Here is a 16285-nt window from a genome sequence, read left to right as displayed (position 1 = left end):
GTCCCGACCACTCGCGGGGCTGGTATTACCGCGGCGGCTGACACCAGACTTGCCCCCCGCTTATTCGCCCGGCTTTTTACACCGGGCAAAAGCCGCCCTCTTCGGGCGGCACTCGGGGTGGCCCCGTCACGGTTTCCCGCATTGCGGAGTTTTCGCGCCTGCTGCACCCCGTAGGGCCTGGGCCCTTGTCTCAGTGCCCATCTCGGGGCTCCCGCTCTCACGGCCCCCACCCGTCTTCGGCCTGGCGGGCCGTTACCCCGCCAGCTACCATGATGGGCCGTAGCCCCATCCTCGGGCGAGCCGCGCCGGGTGCCGGACGTGGCTCCTTTCGGGGAGGGGGCTTTCCAGCGCCCTTCCCCTATGGGGGATTAGCCCCAGTTTCCCGGGGTTATCCCCCTCCCGAGGTTAGGTTAGCCACGTGTTACTGAGCCGTGCGCCGCACCCCAGCGGGTCCCTGGGGCGCTTGACTCGCATGGCTAAGCCCCACCCCGATAGCGGTCGGGTCCGGCAGGATCAACCGGTTTCAGGATGCGGCCGCAAGGCCGCTCCTGGGGGGTTGGGATTTGTTCGTGGCTTCTTTCCTTTCCTGGTGGCTTGGGTTGGATCACCCCCCAGATTCGCCCCGGGTTTTCCCCGGTGGTGTTTCTGGGGGGCTCATGAATTTATTGAGCGTGCAGTAGGTTCTTCAAAGAGCCCTTATTTAAGCTTTATCCCTTGATTCCTCCTTAATGCCGCTTACGGGCTGGGTAGTGTTTATATTCTGTGGCGGGTTTTAAGCATTATGAGTGTTAGGATGATTGATGTCTCAGGTAAGGAGCATGTTTATAGGGAGGCTTGGGTTGAGGGCTTGATTAGGCTTAAGCCTGAGTTGGCTAAGGTTATTGGTGACTCATGGTTCATTGGCCTAGGTAACTTAGCCTCATCAGCCTCAGTGGCCGCTATTGTTGCCGTTAAGAGGGCTTGGGAATTCATACCCCTCCTCCACCCAATACCAATAACTAATGTTGAGGTTGAGTTAACGCATGGCTACGATTACATTGGGTTAAGGGTTGGGGCTAAGACCATTGCCCAAACCGGTGTTGAAATGGATGCCTTATTCGGGGCTTTAACCGGCCTTGTGGCTGCTTGGAATGTGATTAAGGCTAGGCACTGTACCTGTGGGCCTAATGGTGATTGCAGGGTTATTGAGGAGGGTGAGGGTGGTGGATTATCCTTCAGTGGAGTGGGTGAGATTAAGGGTATTGAGGGTGTGAGGGTTATTAGGAAGATTAAGGGTGGGTTAAGTGGGGGTAATGGGACTGAGGGCACTGGGTTGGCTGGGGTTAATAATGCCCCATCCTTAGTGGCGCTCTTCGACGCATCCAATGAACCAACCTACATTGGTGAAGCTGCAGCAAGCGGCTTCATTAAGCTTAAGCCAAGCACAGTGGAGTTAATTAGGAGTGGTGGCGTTGAGAAGGGTGATGTCTTGACTACGGCTCAATTGGCGGCCGTTTCAATGGCTAAGAGGGCTTGGGAGCTCCTACCCCTCATTCACCAGAATTACTTAACCCACGTCTCCGTTGGTACTGAGGTTAAGGATAATGGAGTCTACGTTAGGGTAACCACTAGGAATATTTCAAGGACTGGCTCAGCCATGGAGGCGCTAATGGCCACTGGGGCTGCTTTACTGACTGTGTGGGATATGGTTAAGAAGCATGAGAAGGATGAGAATGGCCAATACCCAAACACTGAGATAAGCTTCATTAAGCTTGAGAAGGCTATTAAGGCGCCGATGCAGTAGGTTAAATTGCGTAGTAGGATTGCTGCGTTGAAGCCACCTTAGACTGCTGGGCACCCTGCCTAGTAGCCTCAATAGCGTCCTTAATCTTAACGTAATTCCTACCCACAATGGTTACTTTAACAATATCACTAAGCACCTTCAATTCATCACTCAGGTTAACCACGTACTCCCTACTCAGTAGCACACCCTCATAGACGTTAATAACCATAATCTGCCCCACAACCCTAAGGGACCCGTACTCATACTGAACCATGACTGTTGAATGCTCCTCCGACCCATCACTTGAACTCCCAAGGTAAAGAGTCTCAATTACCTTAACCTTACCATCACCCATGGGTAATTGCCCCGACACGTGAATAATTGGCTTATCCTCAATGTAATTGACTTCAACATTAATACCCCTCTTCAAGTACTTAGCTACCTCATTACTCACAATACTGCTAATGTTCTCCAGAGACTCAATCCTCTTGGCAAATAAGGGTACACTACTAAGCATATTAATTAAGCCCACTGGAGCTTAAAACATTTACCCGCAATTACGGGGTGATTCAACATATTAAGCAACGCCATGACNNNNGCTTAATGGTGAGTAGGGCTGTGAAGTTGTCAGTGGGCTTAACCTACGTTGGGTCAATTGCCGCTGGGGCATTCTCAACAGGCGTGGAGGTTGTCCACTTCTTCACCTACTTCGGTTCATTAGGCATCTTTAGTGTGCTTCTAGCTGCACTACTCTTCACAGTCTTCCCAGTGGTGGGCCTGGAGTATGCTAGGTTAACTGGATTCTATGATTATGGTAGGTTCGTTAAGTCACTGATAGGTGGGAGGTTATTCGTGCTCTTTGAGGTTGTTTACATTGCCATAGTGACGCTATTCATAAGTGCAGTTATGGCTGCAGGCGGGCAGCTGCTTCAATCAATACTAGGCATTAACCAGTATTATGGCTTAGCTGTAATGTATGTGGCCTCAATAACTGTGGTTACACTTGGTAGGAGGATTGTACTTGGGACTGAGGCATCATTAACAATCATTAAGGCTTCAATAATAACACTAGCCACAGTAACTATAATACTCTTATCCTGGAGTAAAATATCCTATTCCATCCATCATGTAATCAACCCCTCAGGTTGGCTTAACAACCCCCTAGGCTTCCTGGAGTCACCTGTACTCTACGTGAGTTATAATCTAGTTGGCTTACCAGCAATGGCTAGTGTCGCCCAGGACTTGGAGAGTAGGAGGGATGTTGTTGAATCATCCCTAATCGGTGGATTAACGCTAGGCTTAATGATTTTACTAGAGTACTTAGCCACAGTGGGTTACTATGACTTAACCATCAATCCAAGCTACCGATTCGCTAACCTACCCATATACTACGCGTTACTGTACTCTAATGCCCCCTATGAGTTAACTATACTTTACGTTATCTTCCTCTACATAGCCTTATTAACGGCATTAATTGGTAACATGAATTCAATCACATATAGGGCTGAGGTGGCGTTAAGGGGTAGGAGGGGGGTGAGGCCTATTGTTACAGTAATTATGCTGACTGCCGCAGCCATAATAGCCACCAGTGGCCTATACTACATAGTGGCTGTTGGGTACACTTACTTATCGTACGCCTTCCTAGCATTATTCACAATACCCCTAGCCTCAGTGGGTGTTTACAGAGCCTTCATTAGATACCCAAGGGCAGTGGAGGGTAGATATGGTGGTTAAGTACTCTTCTCATTAATCATGCTTCTTAATGCCTTAGCCAACTCCTCCCCAAGCTGATGCGCATTAGGCTTTATTGAGGCGTAAACCTTAGCAGCCTCCTCCTCAAGCCTCCTCCTCACTGAACTAGGCATCTCCTTCCCTGAACCAATAAGTGAAAGCATGGACTCCATCCTACTCCTAAAGCCTGGATCTATTAGTGTTGAGGCATACTTAGATAATGATGTTATTAACGCCTTACCAAGGGGAGTCGGCACACACTGCCCCTTAACTATCCTGAAGTACCTCCTCTTAACGTTAGTATGTATGTGATCCTGCATGGTGGCGTCAGTGCCTATACCGTACTTCCTCATTAACCTAAGCAACTCTGATTCACTTAAGTAAGGTGGGGGCGCAGTCTTCCTCTTAACAACCTTAGCATCCTTAACTGTAACCTGCATACCAACCCTTAACGCACTTAAAGGTAGTGGATTAGCCTTAGGCCTCTCGAAGGGGTAAATGATGAAGTAGCCGTCATTAATGATTCTGAGGCCCGAAGCCTCAAAGAGTACCCCACCTGCGTCAACGGTAAGCCTCTGCTCCTCAACTAAGGCTGGGGGGCTTAGGGTTGCTAGGAAGTGCCTAACCACTAAGTCGTATATGAGCCAGTACTTGAAGTCCCTGAACCTAGACATTAACTCAGCCTTATCAGCAGCCTTAACTGGATGTATTGGTGGGTGAGCATTATCATTATCCTTACCTGCAGTAGGCTTTAATTCACTAGCCAATAGTCGCCTTGCGTATTGGCCATAGGTTGACGTGGAGGTTAGGTTCCTTAAAATACCCCTTAAATCCAGGGTGGGTGGGTAAATGTTAGTCTCAGTCCTGGGGTAGGATATGTAGCCCTGCCTGTAAAGCTCCTCCGCAATATCCAGAGTCTGCTTGCTCCTAATGTTGATGAATCTACTTGCCCTCCTTTCAAGCTCTATGGTGTCAAGGGGCTTAGGTGGATTTACGTGAACCTTATTAGCCTCAACATCCTTAACCACTGCCTTACCTGCCTTAACCCTACTAAGCGCCTCCTGGGCTTCCTTAAGGCTCTTAAACTTATCAATGGACTCTAATTCTATTGATTCACCATTAACCTCAATAATTAGTTTAATCTTATAGTAAACCTCAGGCTTAAAATTCTCCCTCTCCAGGGCTCTTTGAACAACTAGGTTAAGTACTGGTGTTTGGCAGGGGCCGTAGCTTAGGAACTCCCCCCTGCTTAAAGGCGCCTTACTTGACTTGGCGCTTAATGTTAATAACCTAGTGAAGGTTGCACCGTACTTAAGGTCAAGAATCATCCTTGTGAAGACCTTCCTAGCTAGGTTAACGTTAATGCTCGTTAATTTACTGAAGGCCCTCCTAATATCATCCCTCGTAACAGCTGAGAATAACACCCTCCTAAACCTTAAAGTGGGCTTCCTAAGCCTAGTCACAAGCATCACCTCATAGGCTATTGCCTCACCCTCAACATCTGAGTCCAAGGCGAGGATAATTTCCTTAGCCTGCTTAGATAATTCAATCAACGCCATTACGTATGGCCTATCCCAACCCCTAATCACCATTACTGGCTCAAGATCAAGGAGCTTACCCGGCTCCACATTATTCCAATTATTATAGGAATGCTCAAAGTCAAAGTCAAGGATGTGGCCCCTCAGGCCCATGGATGCCCAATACTCCCCATTAGCCTTAAAGAAGTATACTGGCACATTGCCAATCCTCTTTAACGTGTATCCACCCTCAGCTAAGTATTGGGCTATTGCCTTAGCCACACTATTCTTCTCAGCCACAATTAACTTATCCATTCAGCAGTATCTGGGCGAAACATTTAATAAATCCTTCACTAAATTTAGGTTGATTGAAATGTCGAGTGAAAAGAAGCCTGATGAGAAGAAGCAGACGCCTCAAGTACCACCTCCACCCATATTAACGCCACAGCCTCAGCCAATTACTCAAGGCCAGCAAAGTCAACAAGGTGGTCAAGTTAACCCAATTGCTACGCCACCCACACAGCAGGTTCCACCCTTACCTCAAATTCCCCCACAGTATACGCCTCCTGTTCAGCAGCCTCAGAGGCCAATGATGCAGCCTACTCAGGCACCGTATGCTCCGCCTCCAATGCCGCCATACCAGCGGATTCCTCAGCAGGTTCCCCAACAAGCGCCGGCTCAGTATCCTCAGTATCCCCCCGCCTTACCTCCAATGATGCAGCAGTATCCCCCTCAACCCCCACCGCAGCAGTTCATTAGGCCTGAGGAGCAGCTTTCAGTTAGTGGTGATGTTCACAGTGCCTTTAAGTACGCCATGATAATTGGGGTACCGTTAGCCATAGGGGGTATTGTGGTTGCCTTACTTGCATCCTTAGCCATCAGTATACCAGCTTACGTTTACTTAATCATGGGGGTTTCAGTAGTGCTATTATCCATTGCCCTAATAATCACAAGCTACTCTTGGTTTAGGTCCCTTAGGATCCTTGAAGGTGAGATAGGTAAGATAAATCAACGTTTATCAAACATGCAGCAGGTTAGGGTACCACCCATGCAGACTCAACCAATGATGCCTCTTCCACAACAGATGCAGCAGAGGTATGTCATGCCGCCCCTCCCACCACCTTACATGCAGCAGCAACCGCAGCCTCAAGGTACTTCAGGGGAGTCAACTAATAATGATTATACTCAATAATTACGTAGATATGAGGCATGGTTAAACACTGATGATTCCTGAATTGAAGTTATCATAACCTCCGGCGATCGGTTTATAACCCCCTTCTTAATTTAGACTTAATAGTGAATACAGTGCCGGATAACTCATTGAAGGATAATGAACCCATTAACACCCTATTACTGTTACCTGTCAAGGCATTTGATGCCTTGGTTACATACCCAGTGAGGCTAAGTATTGTGAATACTTTAATAAATGGCCCATTAACAGTCACTGATGTTTCAAGTAGGTTAAGGTTGGCTAAGGGTATTGTGCATAGGCACTTGAAGGTTCTTGAGAAGCTTGGTTGGGTTACAATGGTTAATGATGAGGTACTCAGGATACTTAACCTACCTAGGGAGGCTAATAGGGTCTACTACATGTTATCCTCGCTAATATACTTTGGCTACAATGTTGTTGTTAATGGCTGTGAGGTTCAACTTAAGATTGACGGTAAGTACGCTGCCTTCATAGACTCAAGGAAGGGCGTCCTCATAGTTAAAACCCCCACAGTCACATATGGTTGCGTTAAGTCCTGTGGAAGCAGTAGTGAGTGTTTTAACTGGGCCCTTAGGGTTTCTAGGAAGTTTAAGGTCCAGATTGAGGCAACAAGTAGTAATGTTGATGAGGCGCTGGTTCAATTATTCCACGGCATATTGATTAAAGGCTTCACATCCCCGAAGGCTAAATTGCCTTTAATAAAGATAATTGACTTAAAGGTTGATAACATGTATAGGCAGTGGTTAGGTAATCCAATTAGGGTTAATAACATTAACCATCAGAATGATAGGCAATAGGTTACTGCTCATCATCCCTCCTCCTAATCTCAACCACATCACCTAACGTTACTTCACTACCCCCTGATTCACCAAACTCCATTTCAGCCTCCTCCCTTTCAACAAGCAGCTTAACCCCCAGTACCTTCTCCATTTTCTTAGCTAGATTAATGTCAGGGATTAATTTACCGTCCTCAATATTCCTAAGCGTACTCTCCTTTATACCAAGCATGCTTGCTAACACGTCCCTACTAATGCCTAACCTGCTTCTAGCGTCCTTAATCACCTCACCGTAATTATCAATAACCTCAAGCCTCTCCGCTTGATTTACATTAACCTCATTACGCCTCTTAACCTGCCTAACTGGGGTTATGTACCTCTGCCTTGGCTTAATTGCCACCTGACCACTTGGTGTTTGTTGAATAACACCTGAGACAACCCTAACCCCCTTAACGTTGGCGTAACGGGAGGCGCAGCGTTGGCATAGCGTTAATACGGCCCCATCTATTTCAACAACTATGGGTTCACCATTTATTTCCCTCCCACATATGTCACACGTAACTACCATACTTCTTAATAACGTAGCGCAGTATATTAACCTTTTGCTACTGATGCATAGTAATCCCCTCAATGGGATTAAGGCTTAACTTTAAATGCATAATTAGAGTTACCTTAGCCATGGCGCAGGGTAAGCTTGATTTAAGTAAATTAGTGAGTAAGGCGGGTGAATTAAGGGAATTCATAGTTAACTTATATAAGGACTTCATACCAATAAGGGCGCTTGCCCCTGAGAATGGAGGTGATGGGGAGTGGGATAGGGCTCAATACTTGATTAGCGTGGCTAGGCGGTATTTCGATGATGTTAAGGTTATTGAGGCACCGGACCCTAGGGTGAGTAGGGGTTCGAGGCCTAACATAGTGGCTACCATTAGGGGGATTGATGAATCCAGGACATTCTGGGTAATAGCACACATGGATACTGTACCGGAGGGCGATAGGGGCATGTGGAGTGTTGAACCCTATCAGGCAACCGTTAAGGGGGATTTAGTGTATGGTAGGGGTGTTGAGGATAATGGCCAGGGAATAGTAATGGGCTTAGCTGTAGGTAAGGTTTTAAGGGATTTAGGCGTTAAACCTCCATTCAACTATGGCTTAATATTGGCTAGTGATGAGGAGGTTGGGAGCAAATATGGGATAAGGTATATACTGAATACTGGGGGTGGGTTATTTAGGGATAATGACCTTATTCTCGTACCTGATGCAGGAAACCCTGAGGGGTCAATGATTGAGGTTGCTGAGAAGGCAATACTTTGGTTAAGGATTACTGTTACTGGTAAGCAGGGCCATGCAAGTGCCCCTGAATCAGCATTGAATGCCCATAGGTTAGGCATGATGCTTGCCCTTAAGCTTGATGAGGTACTTCACAGCACCTATAATGCTGAGGATCCATTATTTGCACCACCTAAGTCAACCTTTGAGCCCACTAGGGTTGATAAGAATGTTGATAACATTAATACCATACCTGGTAAGCATACATTCTACTTCGACTGTAGGGTATTACCTAAGTATAGCCTTGATGATGTATTAGCCACTGTTAATAAGGTTGCTGAAGAATTCTGCGGTGGGAAGGGCTGTAATTTCACTATTGAGGTCTTGAATAGGGATGACCCAGCACCACCCACTAGCCCAGATAGTGAGATTGTCCAAAGGCTTACTAAGGCCATTAAGATGATTAAGAACATTGATGTTAAGTACATGGGTATTGGGGGAGGGACGTATGCCAAATACATTAGGATGATGAATATCCCTGTGGCTGTTTGGATGACTTCAAGTAATACTGCGCACTCCCCTGATGAACACGTTAACTTAAACGATATTATAAACGATGTTAAGGTCGTCTTAGCAGCAATGATGATTTAAACCACGAATTAATTCATAAAAACATTAAGGCCACTTAACTCCACTTAACGATAACTTACCATGAATCATTAATAAGCTAAGTAAGCTTACCGGTAATTGGCTTAAGCATTGCATTAATATTTAAGCAAACCCTCTAAGAGTGAACTTAACTTACTGTATCCCTCACAGGCCCAGATTTAAGGAGATTTTCCTGCAGCTCCATCTTCAACAATAAATGCATATGGACTTTAATTCATTGTTCTTCCATATTACGGCATAGTCTTAATTATTAATAGAGCAATATGAAGGGTAATGAATTCAAAGTTAGGATACTTTAAGGTGATTCTTAACCCTTTACTATTGATATTAATTCATTAAATGCCGTTTTATTAAAGTAATCTAATTCATAGCTTATTAACTCTGATCTGCCTTGTGTATTAATATAATTGATTATATTCGTTTCCAGTAGCTTAATAATATTGTATCATTAAATGCTGCAATGGCCGGTAGGCCATTAGGTAATAGGCATATGAATTCAGCCATGTTATATTCTTGAACTACATCCTGTGATGCGCCATAGTTATACTTATAGTGATGCTTACTAATTACTTGGAGGCAGTGGATTATTTAACCATACCATTTGGTGGTGAATTTAAATGCGGTATTGCCTAATAGTGCGTTAAACGGCATGAATGCCTTAAGTAGTGGGTATGTTCCTGATGGCAGGCAATTTGATCCGCTGCCGTGATTGTTAAACATTAAGTGAATTGCCGTACAAATGCCTGTTCCATTTATCCAATATGCCATTTCCACTATGTTTATGGAGGGCGCATTGCGAGATAAGCATGAGGTCTCTTCAGTAGTGGTGGGGGCCCTACTACTATTAATTGATTCAACACTGTACTGTGATGTTTCACTGCATAGGGATAATTCTTGGTAATCGCTATTGCTACTAATCGCTACATAACTATATATTATATAATGCTGTAAATGAACCATTGTTTAGTAAATCCCTATAATTATTAATGTAGTGCGTAAATGATGTAGATAGCATTAGTAATCTTAGTATGGTAGCTGCATTACTCTCATGATTAGGCATATTACCAGGGTTATTTAAAAGCGGTGCAGCCCATTGATTACTTGACTTTTGTTATTGGCAATTTTCCGTTTCTTAGGTCGTTTATTAATTGGGTGACTTCATTTATTGCTGCCTCAAGTATTGCCTTACCCTTCTCTTGGCTTGCCCTTGACGGATATCCTTGAACTGCCTTTGTATATTCCTGTGCATAGACCTCCCTCCCATATATCCTGAACTTAACATCAATCCACTCATCAGCGGACCCATCTCTAGGAACCAACTTAACCAAATGCGGGTAAGCCGCCAAAACCTCACTGGTCTCATCCTCAGCAGCGTGGCCTTCCGGCGTCTCCAGAACCTTCCTCCTAGCCTCCTTACCTAAGTCCACCCACCAGTTAATTAATATTATAGTTAAGTTAGTTTCCTTAGCTACATCCTTAGAAGCCATGCTTAATGCATCAATGTTGCCGCCGTGCCCATTAATCACTATCAAATACTTTACCCCATTCCTAGAAACCTCCCTGAATATATCCCTATAAAGCATGTAAAGAACCTCATTACTTATTGATATGGTGCCTGGAAACTTATCGAGGACGTAAGTGTTACCATACCAAACAGTGGGTAAGAGTAGGGCGTTAGTCCTCTTAGCGGCCTCTTCAGCTATGTATGTTGCCATTAATGCATCAGTGCCCAATGGTAAGTGTGGTCCATGTGCCTCAACAATACCCGTAGGTAATAGCGCTATCGACTTATCAGCCTTCTCGAAGTCAGGCCAGGTTAACTCCCACCAATGCATTATTAAGCCGCCCACGCAGGTTTTTTAAGCTGTTAATCAAGGAACCTACTCACTTACTCCATAAAGGTCCTTATTCCAGGGCATTCTAGGTAAGAGCGCCATATATACGGCCTCAGTATTTAAGTTGATTCTCTTGGTTAAACCCTGGCTCAGTAGGCCAATGAACCCAATTCCCTTGCCTGCATTGGGAACTCCATAATATTCCTCAACAACATTATTAAGCTCCTTACCAGCCATCAGCTCCTTCATAAATGCTGGCGGTATCATGAATGCTGGGCTTAAGCCCAATGTAATTAGGCCCCCTCTATCAATCACCACAGCCACTGTTGCATCAAGGTTCACGTTGAGGGAGTTTAATGTTACTACACCAGCCTCAATGCCAATACCGTACGTTGAACCCTTAATTGAGTTAAGGGCATGCCTAGCCCTAATTACTGCACCATTAACAATAGCCTCAAGGCCCATTGGTTCCGGGGGTAAGCCAGGCGGTGGGTCCACTGACTCAACTATACCATTAATGTTAAGAATCCTTAAAGCCTCCTCAACAGCCTTAACTTTACTTGGATTCCTTGAAGCTAAAGCCACCTTCATATGTTTAACACTGGTTGGCCTTCGCATACTTCTTTAAGCCTGACGCCTACTAATTCATGACGCACCTCCCTCACTTAAGTAATCCGCATCTTCTAAGGTGAGGTTCTTAACGTTATTAAGTGATAATACTGGGCTTTCTTTAGCCAGTACCCTAACTTTACTTAATTTAACATTATCAGCATTCTCAATGAGTACGCCTTTATTTGAAGTTACCTTAATGTTCTCTATTATTAAATCCTCAATGGGCATTTCAGGCAGCCCATTCACTAGGATTGCTTGCCCAGCTCCATCACACGTAATGTTCCTTATACTTATGCCTCTTACCTTAGGCGTCCTCTCTGATGCTGGTTCAGGTGGGTGTTTCTCATAGAACATGTCTATTACCACAGCCTCATACTTTATATTAACCATGCGTATATTAGTGACGTTAATATTCTCCACAACCCCACCTCTACCCCTAGTTGTCTTAATCCTAACACCCCTTTCAGTACCATTGAAAACACTGTTCTCCACTGATATATTCTTAACGCCACCAGACATTTCACTCCCAATGACGAACCCACCGTGCCCCTTCTTCATGATGCAGTTCAATGCATGTATATTCTCTGATGGTATTCCAATCCTCCTACCTTCCTCATCCCTACCTGACTTTATCACTAGGCAGTCATCCCCCACATCCACCAGGCATCCCCTTAATTCAACGTCACTTGAGGAGTCTATAACTATCCCATCAGTGTTGGGTGAATACTCTGGGGCAATGCTTGAGGTACCCATTATGGTTACGTGCCTTGAGTAAAGTACGTGAATAGTCCACATGGGTGAATCCTTAAATGTAATACCCTCAATGGTCACGTTCTCGGCATTATAGAGTTGGAGGAGTTGAGGCCTAAAGAACTCCCTATACCTCTCACAGTCCTCTCTACTGGGCTTCTTACCCTCATTTATTAATTTCCTGAACAGCATCTCACCTTCCATAGCATTCTTAGTAGGCCACCAAGTCCTCCCCTCCTCATCAACAATGCCCCCTGATTCAATTAACCTCCTCCAGTAAACCTCATCCACACGGAACCTCCTTATAGGCCACCAAGCATGCCCCTGCCCATCAAACACCCCCTCACCAATTATGTTAACATTCCTAACATCCTTACCAAATATCAGTGGCATAACACCACAGTGATGCAAACCCTCCCTCCTGGTTTCAATAATTGCATAGGATTTGTAGTCGGTTGAGAACCTCCAAACGGCGCCACGGTCAATGAGTAATGTTATGTTGTTCCTCAGTATAATGTTCCTTGAGGTATAGTTACCTGGCGGAATATAGACAATGCCTCCCGTTTCCTCGGCTGAGGCTAATGCATTATTAATGGCATTAGTACTATCTTCTAGACCCTTAGGGTCGGCACCAAAATCTAACACATTGTAAACCTTACCCCCTAGCTTAGCCATAATGCGAAATTCTTAGATTACAATAAAAACATTACTCCAGGAGTTTAAGGGTTAGGTTAGTTTCTGCATCATAGCTTACCACTGGACGAGTAGAGGCGGCTAAAGGCCACCAGCAGTGAGGATGAAGGCGGTAAACCACAAACCAATAAACTAACCCATAGAGCAAGAAGGAGGACAGCTCTTCACTACCTTTATAGTGAGCTTACGCCTTTAATGATTCCACCTTTTCCAGCGTTAAATGTACCTGGGTTTATGGCCATTTTAAGGTAAATTAAAGTAAATAACCACCCTCTGGCTCCATCTCCTCAAGCTCACCAGTCCTTGTATTAACCTTAAACCCAAGTGACCCAAGGGCATATGCACCAAGTAATGGCATTGGCATCTTCATGGCAGTAATCATTACAGGACCCCTCCTACCCTTAACCTCAGCTTCACCAATATACACCTTGGCTACCTCCCTGGAACCATTAGCCATTATCAACTCCACAGTGTATGGAGTCTCAATAAGCCTAACTCCTTAATAATACCTGGATCTAATACTATGTATGATGAACCCGTATCTGCAGGCATCTTAAGTGTTTTAGATCCTAGGCTTCCTTTAATGGTGACATCAACATACACATGGCCCATACTCATACTATATGCGGAAACTCTGTATATAAGCTTTCACATCATGGACTTCCCTTCTGTATGCATGCAATTCATTAATTTAACATAATTAATCATTATTAATGTTGAATTCCTATGCTTTACAATGATTGCATCATGTTATCAGCATTAATGTAACTAAAACTCAATATTATTTCATTAATTATTAAATCCTCCGTTAACATAGTAGTAATGCACTTTATTTAAGCATACCACATAATTACCATAGTGAGTGTAGGCTTTGCCTTTCTCATAATATTCTCATTACCTACCCTTCTGGGGAAATATTCTTAAAGCCTTATTAATGTACTCACATTATTTCCACCACCCATAATTTAATTACCTAGTAAGGTATTGGTTCATTTAATCATTCAGTAAATTACCTCAGGATCCTCAGCATGATTTTTCATTACATGTTCAAGCAATAACTTACTTCCATTAAATTTCCAATACTCACTAAATAATCAGAATTAGAGTGCCAATGCTCATTACTTAATCAAGATCATTAATAAGTGGGTGAATGTTAATTTCACTATAATTCATGCCTATGGATTCATAATTTAGGTCTAAGTCGCCATTGCTTATCTCAGTCACATTATGTGCTGTTACATTAACTTGAACACTAACTTGTTCACCGCATTGAAACTCACCCTGGAACTCACCATACTGTGCGCAATTCATTATATGTGTGGTGCTAGTTGCATTTTGCGAATTCACCGTGGGCTGAGTGGTACTATTTTGTGGCTGTGCCATTACCACCAGTATCGTCAACACTGTGGCCAGTGTTGCAGCTAAAACCACATATCTAACCGATCTCATACTGGTCAAGGTATATGTAAACCTGCTACAAATAAGGGTTCCTCATTAATTATACCATAAATTCACTTGAAACCTTGTACGCATTGATGGGGAACTGTATGCTTTACATAATCCTTATTAATCCTACCTAGGTCCACTTTATGATACTTGGATAAGCGTTTAAGGGATCGCTTGGCTATGCCTTAGTATTCGTATTAATGATTCTTGAGATAGCAGCATTACCAGTACCCAGTGAGGTTGTCATACCATTGGTTGGCTACTACATATAGCAGCTGTATTTGGCTTTAGGTTCCTACTTGGCTTCAGGGCACTCATATTGTATGAGGATTACCAGCTTACTGCTGTTACATTCCTGGAACCCTGCATTGGTTACCCATTCTCTACCCAATGGCCAATTACAGTGGACTTAATTAATAAATAACTTATACATAACCACAGCTGTTGTGGCAATTGCAGTGATTATATACATAGTGATTAGGCTTCATATTAAGTAAATTAACTCATTACAATGCCATTACATATTATGGTAGGTGCTTATAAATTATGCTTATTCATGTTAAGCTTAAGTTATCTGTGAAGCCCGCATATTCATTAAATTATGAATCCTTAGTTAGATTTCTAAGTGAGTGGTAGGATTAGGTACTCTTGGTTTGCCTGCATTGAGCTAAGTCTATGAATTCACCCTTCGTTAGCTCTCGGTATATGGTCGCCATATCGTTGAGGAATTTGCAAATGAATTCTTTAGCATCCTCATCACTCCTAAACACACTAAATACCCCCTCCTTATCTGGCCCATTATACTGATACCTATGTAGCTCAAGGGATGCTAGGGTTAAGTATGGTATCATTGGATTTAATGCAGTGAGTATCTTAGAGACCTCAAACATCCTGGTGGTAGGCATGAAGGCTATAATGTATAGTGACTCATTAATCCTCTCCCTCAATCCCCTAACCTTAACCTTACGCCTATACACCTTACTTAACTCATTAACCGCATCGGTAGATAAGGCTGCAAGGAATGACTTCCACGCTTGAAATACCTTACCAGCAGCATTCCTAACCAACCCCTCATTAAGCATATTAACTGCAATCTCAGCCTCATAACGCGCCTCCTTTAACCGTGTCTCCTTATAGCCGTTAAGGTTAATCCAAGGCTTATTCAACTCCATACTAGGTACAGTTAATTAATTAAGCCTATTAAGCATTAACATAAACTTAATGCATTTTAATGATACCTTAGGCTCATTATCCTAATGGTAAAGGCAGTATTATAGTAACATTCCTACCTATGGGTATACAGTTAAGGTTATTTCAAGTAAGCCCTTATTGATGCATATAGCTTCCAGCATCAGAACTTGTGATTTCTACTACACCGCATCCTCTTCCGACGCCACTATCTTAATATCATCCCATCTGCCATAGCCCTCACGAAGCCCGGATCCCTAGCATTTACGCCTATCACCATGTACTGCTTAAGGCTTTACCCGTGGCCTTCACATATAGCTCCACCTTACGCTTAAGAGCCACTAAATCAACTCTTTTAAGGCCTGGCACTATTTCACACTATTTCAATTGCTGCTTCCGCATTATCTCCATTAATACAATTAATTTCACCTCACTTTCAACTCCATGCACATAGCCATCTACATCATAGTACAGGCACTCCTTAATCTTATAGCCTACATACCTCAATACCCCAAGCCAGTTTAGGGGAGCCGTCAGCAGCCACACTACCTAATGCATAACTCTCCTTGAATACTACCCATGTAGTTCACTTAGCATTACAGTATTGTCCCGTTCCCCCGCATTACATTAATCTTAACTATTTTCAGTTTTCACTGAGGCAAATCCCCATTCTTTGGGCATCAGTGGTCAAGTGCCCTCGGGACTGAATGCAAGTGGTTTAACCAATTCGCTAACAAGCCTTTACTAGATCCTTAACTAATGACTACGCATTAATATGCTCCTCTCTATGAGCATCATGGGTGTTGATGCGTGGTGCATTGGTGTTG

Annotated in this window: 16 protein-coding genes and 1 rRNA gene; 5 read left to right on the top strand and 12 right to left on the bottom strand. The window is 43.9% G+C overall.

What is annotated here, in order from left to right; translation table 11 throughout:
* Positions 1-524, bottom strand: a 16S ribosomal RNA gene (locus tag BP896_RS06920); the annotation flags it as partial.
* A gap of 257 nt (positions 525-781) precedes the next feature.
* Here BP896_RS06920 and BP896_RS06915 point away from each other — a divergent pair.
* A complete protein-coding gene (locus BP896_RS06915) occupies positions 782-1783 on the top strand; it encodes a cyclic pyranopterin monophosphate synthase MoaC (RefSeq protein WP_291767020.1) in 1002 nt (333 codons plus the stop codon).
* Position 1784: 1 nt separating this feature from the next.
* On the opposite strand, the gene BP896_RS06910 is transcribed toward BP896_RS06915, so the two are convergent.
* On the bottom strand, positions 1785-2279 hold the full coding sequence (locus BP896_RS06910) for a hypothetical protein (protein WP_291767018.1): 495 nt from the start codon (positions 2277-2279) through the stop codon (positions 1785-1787).
* A 101-nt stretch (positions 2280-2380) separates the two neighbouring features.
* Between BP896_RS06910 and BP896_RS06905 the strand changes: the two genes are divergently transcribed.
* Positions 2381-3496: a hypothetical protein gene (locus tag BP896_RS06905; RefSeq protein WP_291767016.1), complete on the top strand. Its 1116-nt coding sequence runs from the start codon at positions 2381-2383 to the stop codon at positions 3494-3496.
* Here BP896_RS06905 and BP896_RS06900 read toward each other — a convergent pair.
* A complete protein-coding gene (locus BP896_RS06900) occupies positions 3493-5325 on the bottom strand; it encodes a DNA topoisomerase (RefSeq protein WP_291767014.1) in 1833 nt (610 codons plus the stop codon). The two genes, BP896_RS06905 and BP896_RS06900, sit on opposite strands and share 4 nt — an antisense overlap.
* Before the next feature lie 58 nt (positions 5326-5383).
* Here BP896_RS06900 and BP896_RS06895 point away from each other — a divergent pair, with 58 nt between their 5' ends.
* Both BP896_RS06895 and BP896_RS06890 read left to right on the top strand, forming a co-directional pair.
* On the top strand, positions 5384-6202 hold the full coding sequence (locus BP896_RS06895; protein WP_291767013.1) for a hypothetical protein: 819 nt from the start codon (positions 5384-5386) through the stop codon (positions 6200-6202).
* A gap of 113 nt (positions 6203-6315) precedes the next feature.
* The gene (locus BP896_RS06890) at positions 6316-7017 is read left to right on the top strand and encodes a winged helix-turn-helix domain-containing protein (protein WP_291767012.1); all 702 of its coding nucleotides are present in this window, start codon (positions 6316-6318) and stop codon (positions 7015-7017) included.
* A 1-nt stretch (position 7018) separates the two neighbouring features.
* Here BP896_RS06890 and BP896_RS06885 read toward each other — a convergent pair whose 3' ends face one another.
* Positions 7019-7564: a multiprotein bridging factor aMBF1 gene (locus BP896_RS06885; RefSeq protein WP_291767011.1), complete on the bottom strand. Its 546-nt coding sequence runs from the start codon at positions 7562-7564 to the stop codon at positions 7019-7021.
* A gap of 110 nt (positions 7565-7674) precedes the next feature.
* On the opposite strand from BP896_RS06885, the gene BP896_RS06880 reads away from it, so the two are divergent.
* Positions 7675-8916, top strand: coding sequence for a M20 family metallo-hydrolase (locus BP896_RS06880; protein ID WP_291767009.1), 1242 nt, complete (start codon positions 7675-7677; stop codon positions 8914-8916).
* Between the two features lie 1115 nt (positions 8917-10031).
* Here the strand turns inward: BP896_RS06880 and BP896_RS06875 are convergent.
* From BP896_RS06875 to BP896_RS09920, 8 genes are all read right to left on the bottom strand, one after another.
* A complete protein-coding gene (locus tag BP896_RS06875; protein ID WP_291767008.1) occupies positions 10032-10769 on the bottom strand; it encodes a creatininase family protein in 738 nt (245 codons plus the stop codon).
* Between the two features lie 45 nt (positions 10770-10814).
* On the bottom strand, positions 10815-11360 hold the full coding sequence (locus BP896_RS06870) for an inosine/xanthosine triphosphatase (RefSeq protein ID WP_291767007.1): 546 nt from the start codon (positions 11358-11360) through the stop codon (positions 10815-10817).
* A gap of 54 nt (positions 11361-11414) precedes the next feature.
* Positions 11415-12806, bottom strand: coding sequence for a glycoside hydrolase family 28 protein (locus BP896_RS06865; protein ID WP_291767006.1), 1392 nt, complete (start codon positions 12804-12806; stop codon positions 11415-11417).
* A gap of 271 nt (positions 12807-13077) precedes the next feature.
* On the bottom strand, positions 13078-13281 hold the full coding sequence (locus BP896_RS06860) for a hypothetical protein (protein ID WP_291767005.1): 204 nt from the start codon (positions 13279-13281) through the stop codon (positions 13078-13080).
* A 2-nt stretch (positions 13282-13283) separates the two neighbouring features.
* On the bottom strand, positions 13284-13442 hold the full coding sequence (locus BP896_RS06855) for a hypothetical protein (protein ID WP_291767004.1): 159 nt from the start codon (positions 13440-13442) through the stop codon (positions 13284-13286).
* A 504-nt stretch (positions 13443-13946) separates the two neighbouring features.
* On the bottom strand, positions 13947-14273 hold the full coding sequence (locus BP896_RS06850) for a hypothetical protein (protein WP_291767002.1): 327 nt from the start codon (positions 14271-14273) through the stop codon (positions 13947-13949).
* A 635-nt stretch (positions 14274-14908) separates the two neighbouring features.
* Positions 14909-15442: a PaREP1 family protein gene (locus BP896_RS06845; protein ID WP_291767000.1), complete on the bottom strand. Its 534-nt coding sequence runs from the start codon at positions 15440-15442 to the stop codon at positions 14909-14911.
* A 289-nt stretch (positions 15443-15731) separates the two neighbouring features.
* On the bottom strand, positions 15732-15827 hold the full coding sequence (locus BP896_RS09920; protein ID WP_414633188.1) for a hypothetical protein: 96 nt from the start codon (positions 15825-15827) through the stop codon (positions 15732-15734).
* Positions 15828-16285 lie beyond the last annotated feature (458 nt).

Source organism: Caldivirga sp. UBA161 (assembly GCF_002506515.1).
GTDB lineage: Archaea > Thermoproteota > Thermoprotei > Thermoproteales > Thermocladiaceae > Caldivirga.
The sequence above is the reverse complement of the archived record's forward strand: the minus strand, read 5'-3'. Positions and strand labels throughout refer to the sequence as shown.

What these genes read in the sequence shown, in the direction of transcription:
- BP896_RS06915 (WP_291767020.1), top strand. Translation starts at nt 782, where the DNA reads ATGAGTGTTAGGATGATTGATGTCTCAGGTAAGGAGCATGTTTATAGG.
- BP896_RS06865 (WP_291767006.1), bottom strand. Translation starts at nt 12,806, where the DNA reads ATGGCTAAGCTAGGGGGTAAGGTTTACAATGTGTTAGATTTTGGTGCC.
- BP896_RS06880 (WP_291767009.1), top strand. Translation starts at nt 7,675, where the DNA reads ATGGCGCAGGGTAAGCTTGATTTAAGTAAATTAGTGAGTAAGGCGGGT.
- BP896_RS06850 (WP_291767002.1), bottom strand. Translation starts at nt 14,273, where the DNA reads ATGAGATCGGTTAGATATGTGGTTTTAGCTGCAACACTGGCCACAGTG.
- BP896_RS06860 (WP_291767005.1), bottom strand. Translation starts at nt 13,281, where the DNA reads ATGGCTAATGGTTCCAGGGAGGTAGCCAAGGTGTATATTGGTGAAGCT.
- BP896_RS06845 (WP_291767000.1), bottom strand. Translation starts at nt 15,442, where the DNA reads ATGGAGTTGAATAAGCCTTGGATTAACCTTAACGGCTATAAGGAGACA.
- BP896_RS06910 (WP_291767018.1), bottom strand. Translation starts at nt 2,279, where the DNA reads ATGCTTAGTAGTGTACCCTTATTTGCCAAGAGGATTGAGTCTCTGGAG.
- BP896_RS06855 (WP_291767004.1), bottom strand. Translation starts at nt 13,442, where the DNA reads ATGAGTATGGGCCATGTGTATGTTGATGTCACCATTAAAGGAAGCCTA.
- BP896_RS06900 (WP_291767014.1), bottom strand. Translation starts at nt 5,325, where the DNA reads ATGGATAAGTTAATTGTGGCTGAGAAGAATAGTGTGGCTAAGGCAATA.
- BP896_RS06875 (WP_291767008.1), bottom strand. Translation starts at nt 10,769, where the DNA reads ATGCATTGGTGGGAGTTAACCTGGCCTGACTTCGAGAAGGCTGATAAG.
- BP896_RS06885 (WP_291767011.1), bottom strand. Translation starts at nt 7,564, where the DNA reads ATGGTAGTTACGTGTGACATATGTGGGAGGGAAATAAATGGTGAACCC.
- BP896_RS06895 (WP_291767013.1), top strand. Translation starts at nt 5,384, where the DNA reads ATGTCGAGTGAAAAGAAGCCTGATGAGAAGAAGCAGACGCCTCAAGTA.
- BP896_RS06870 (WP_291767007.1), bottom strand. Translation starts at nt 11,360, where the DNA reads ATGAAGGTGGCTTTAGCTTCAAGGAATCCAAGTAAAGTTAAGGCTGTT.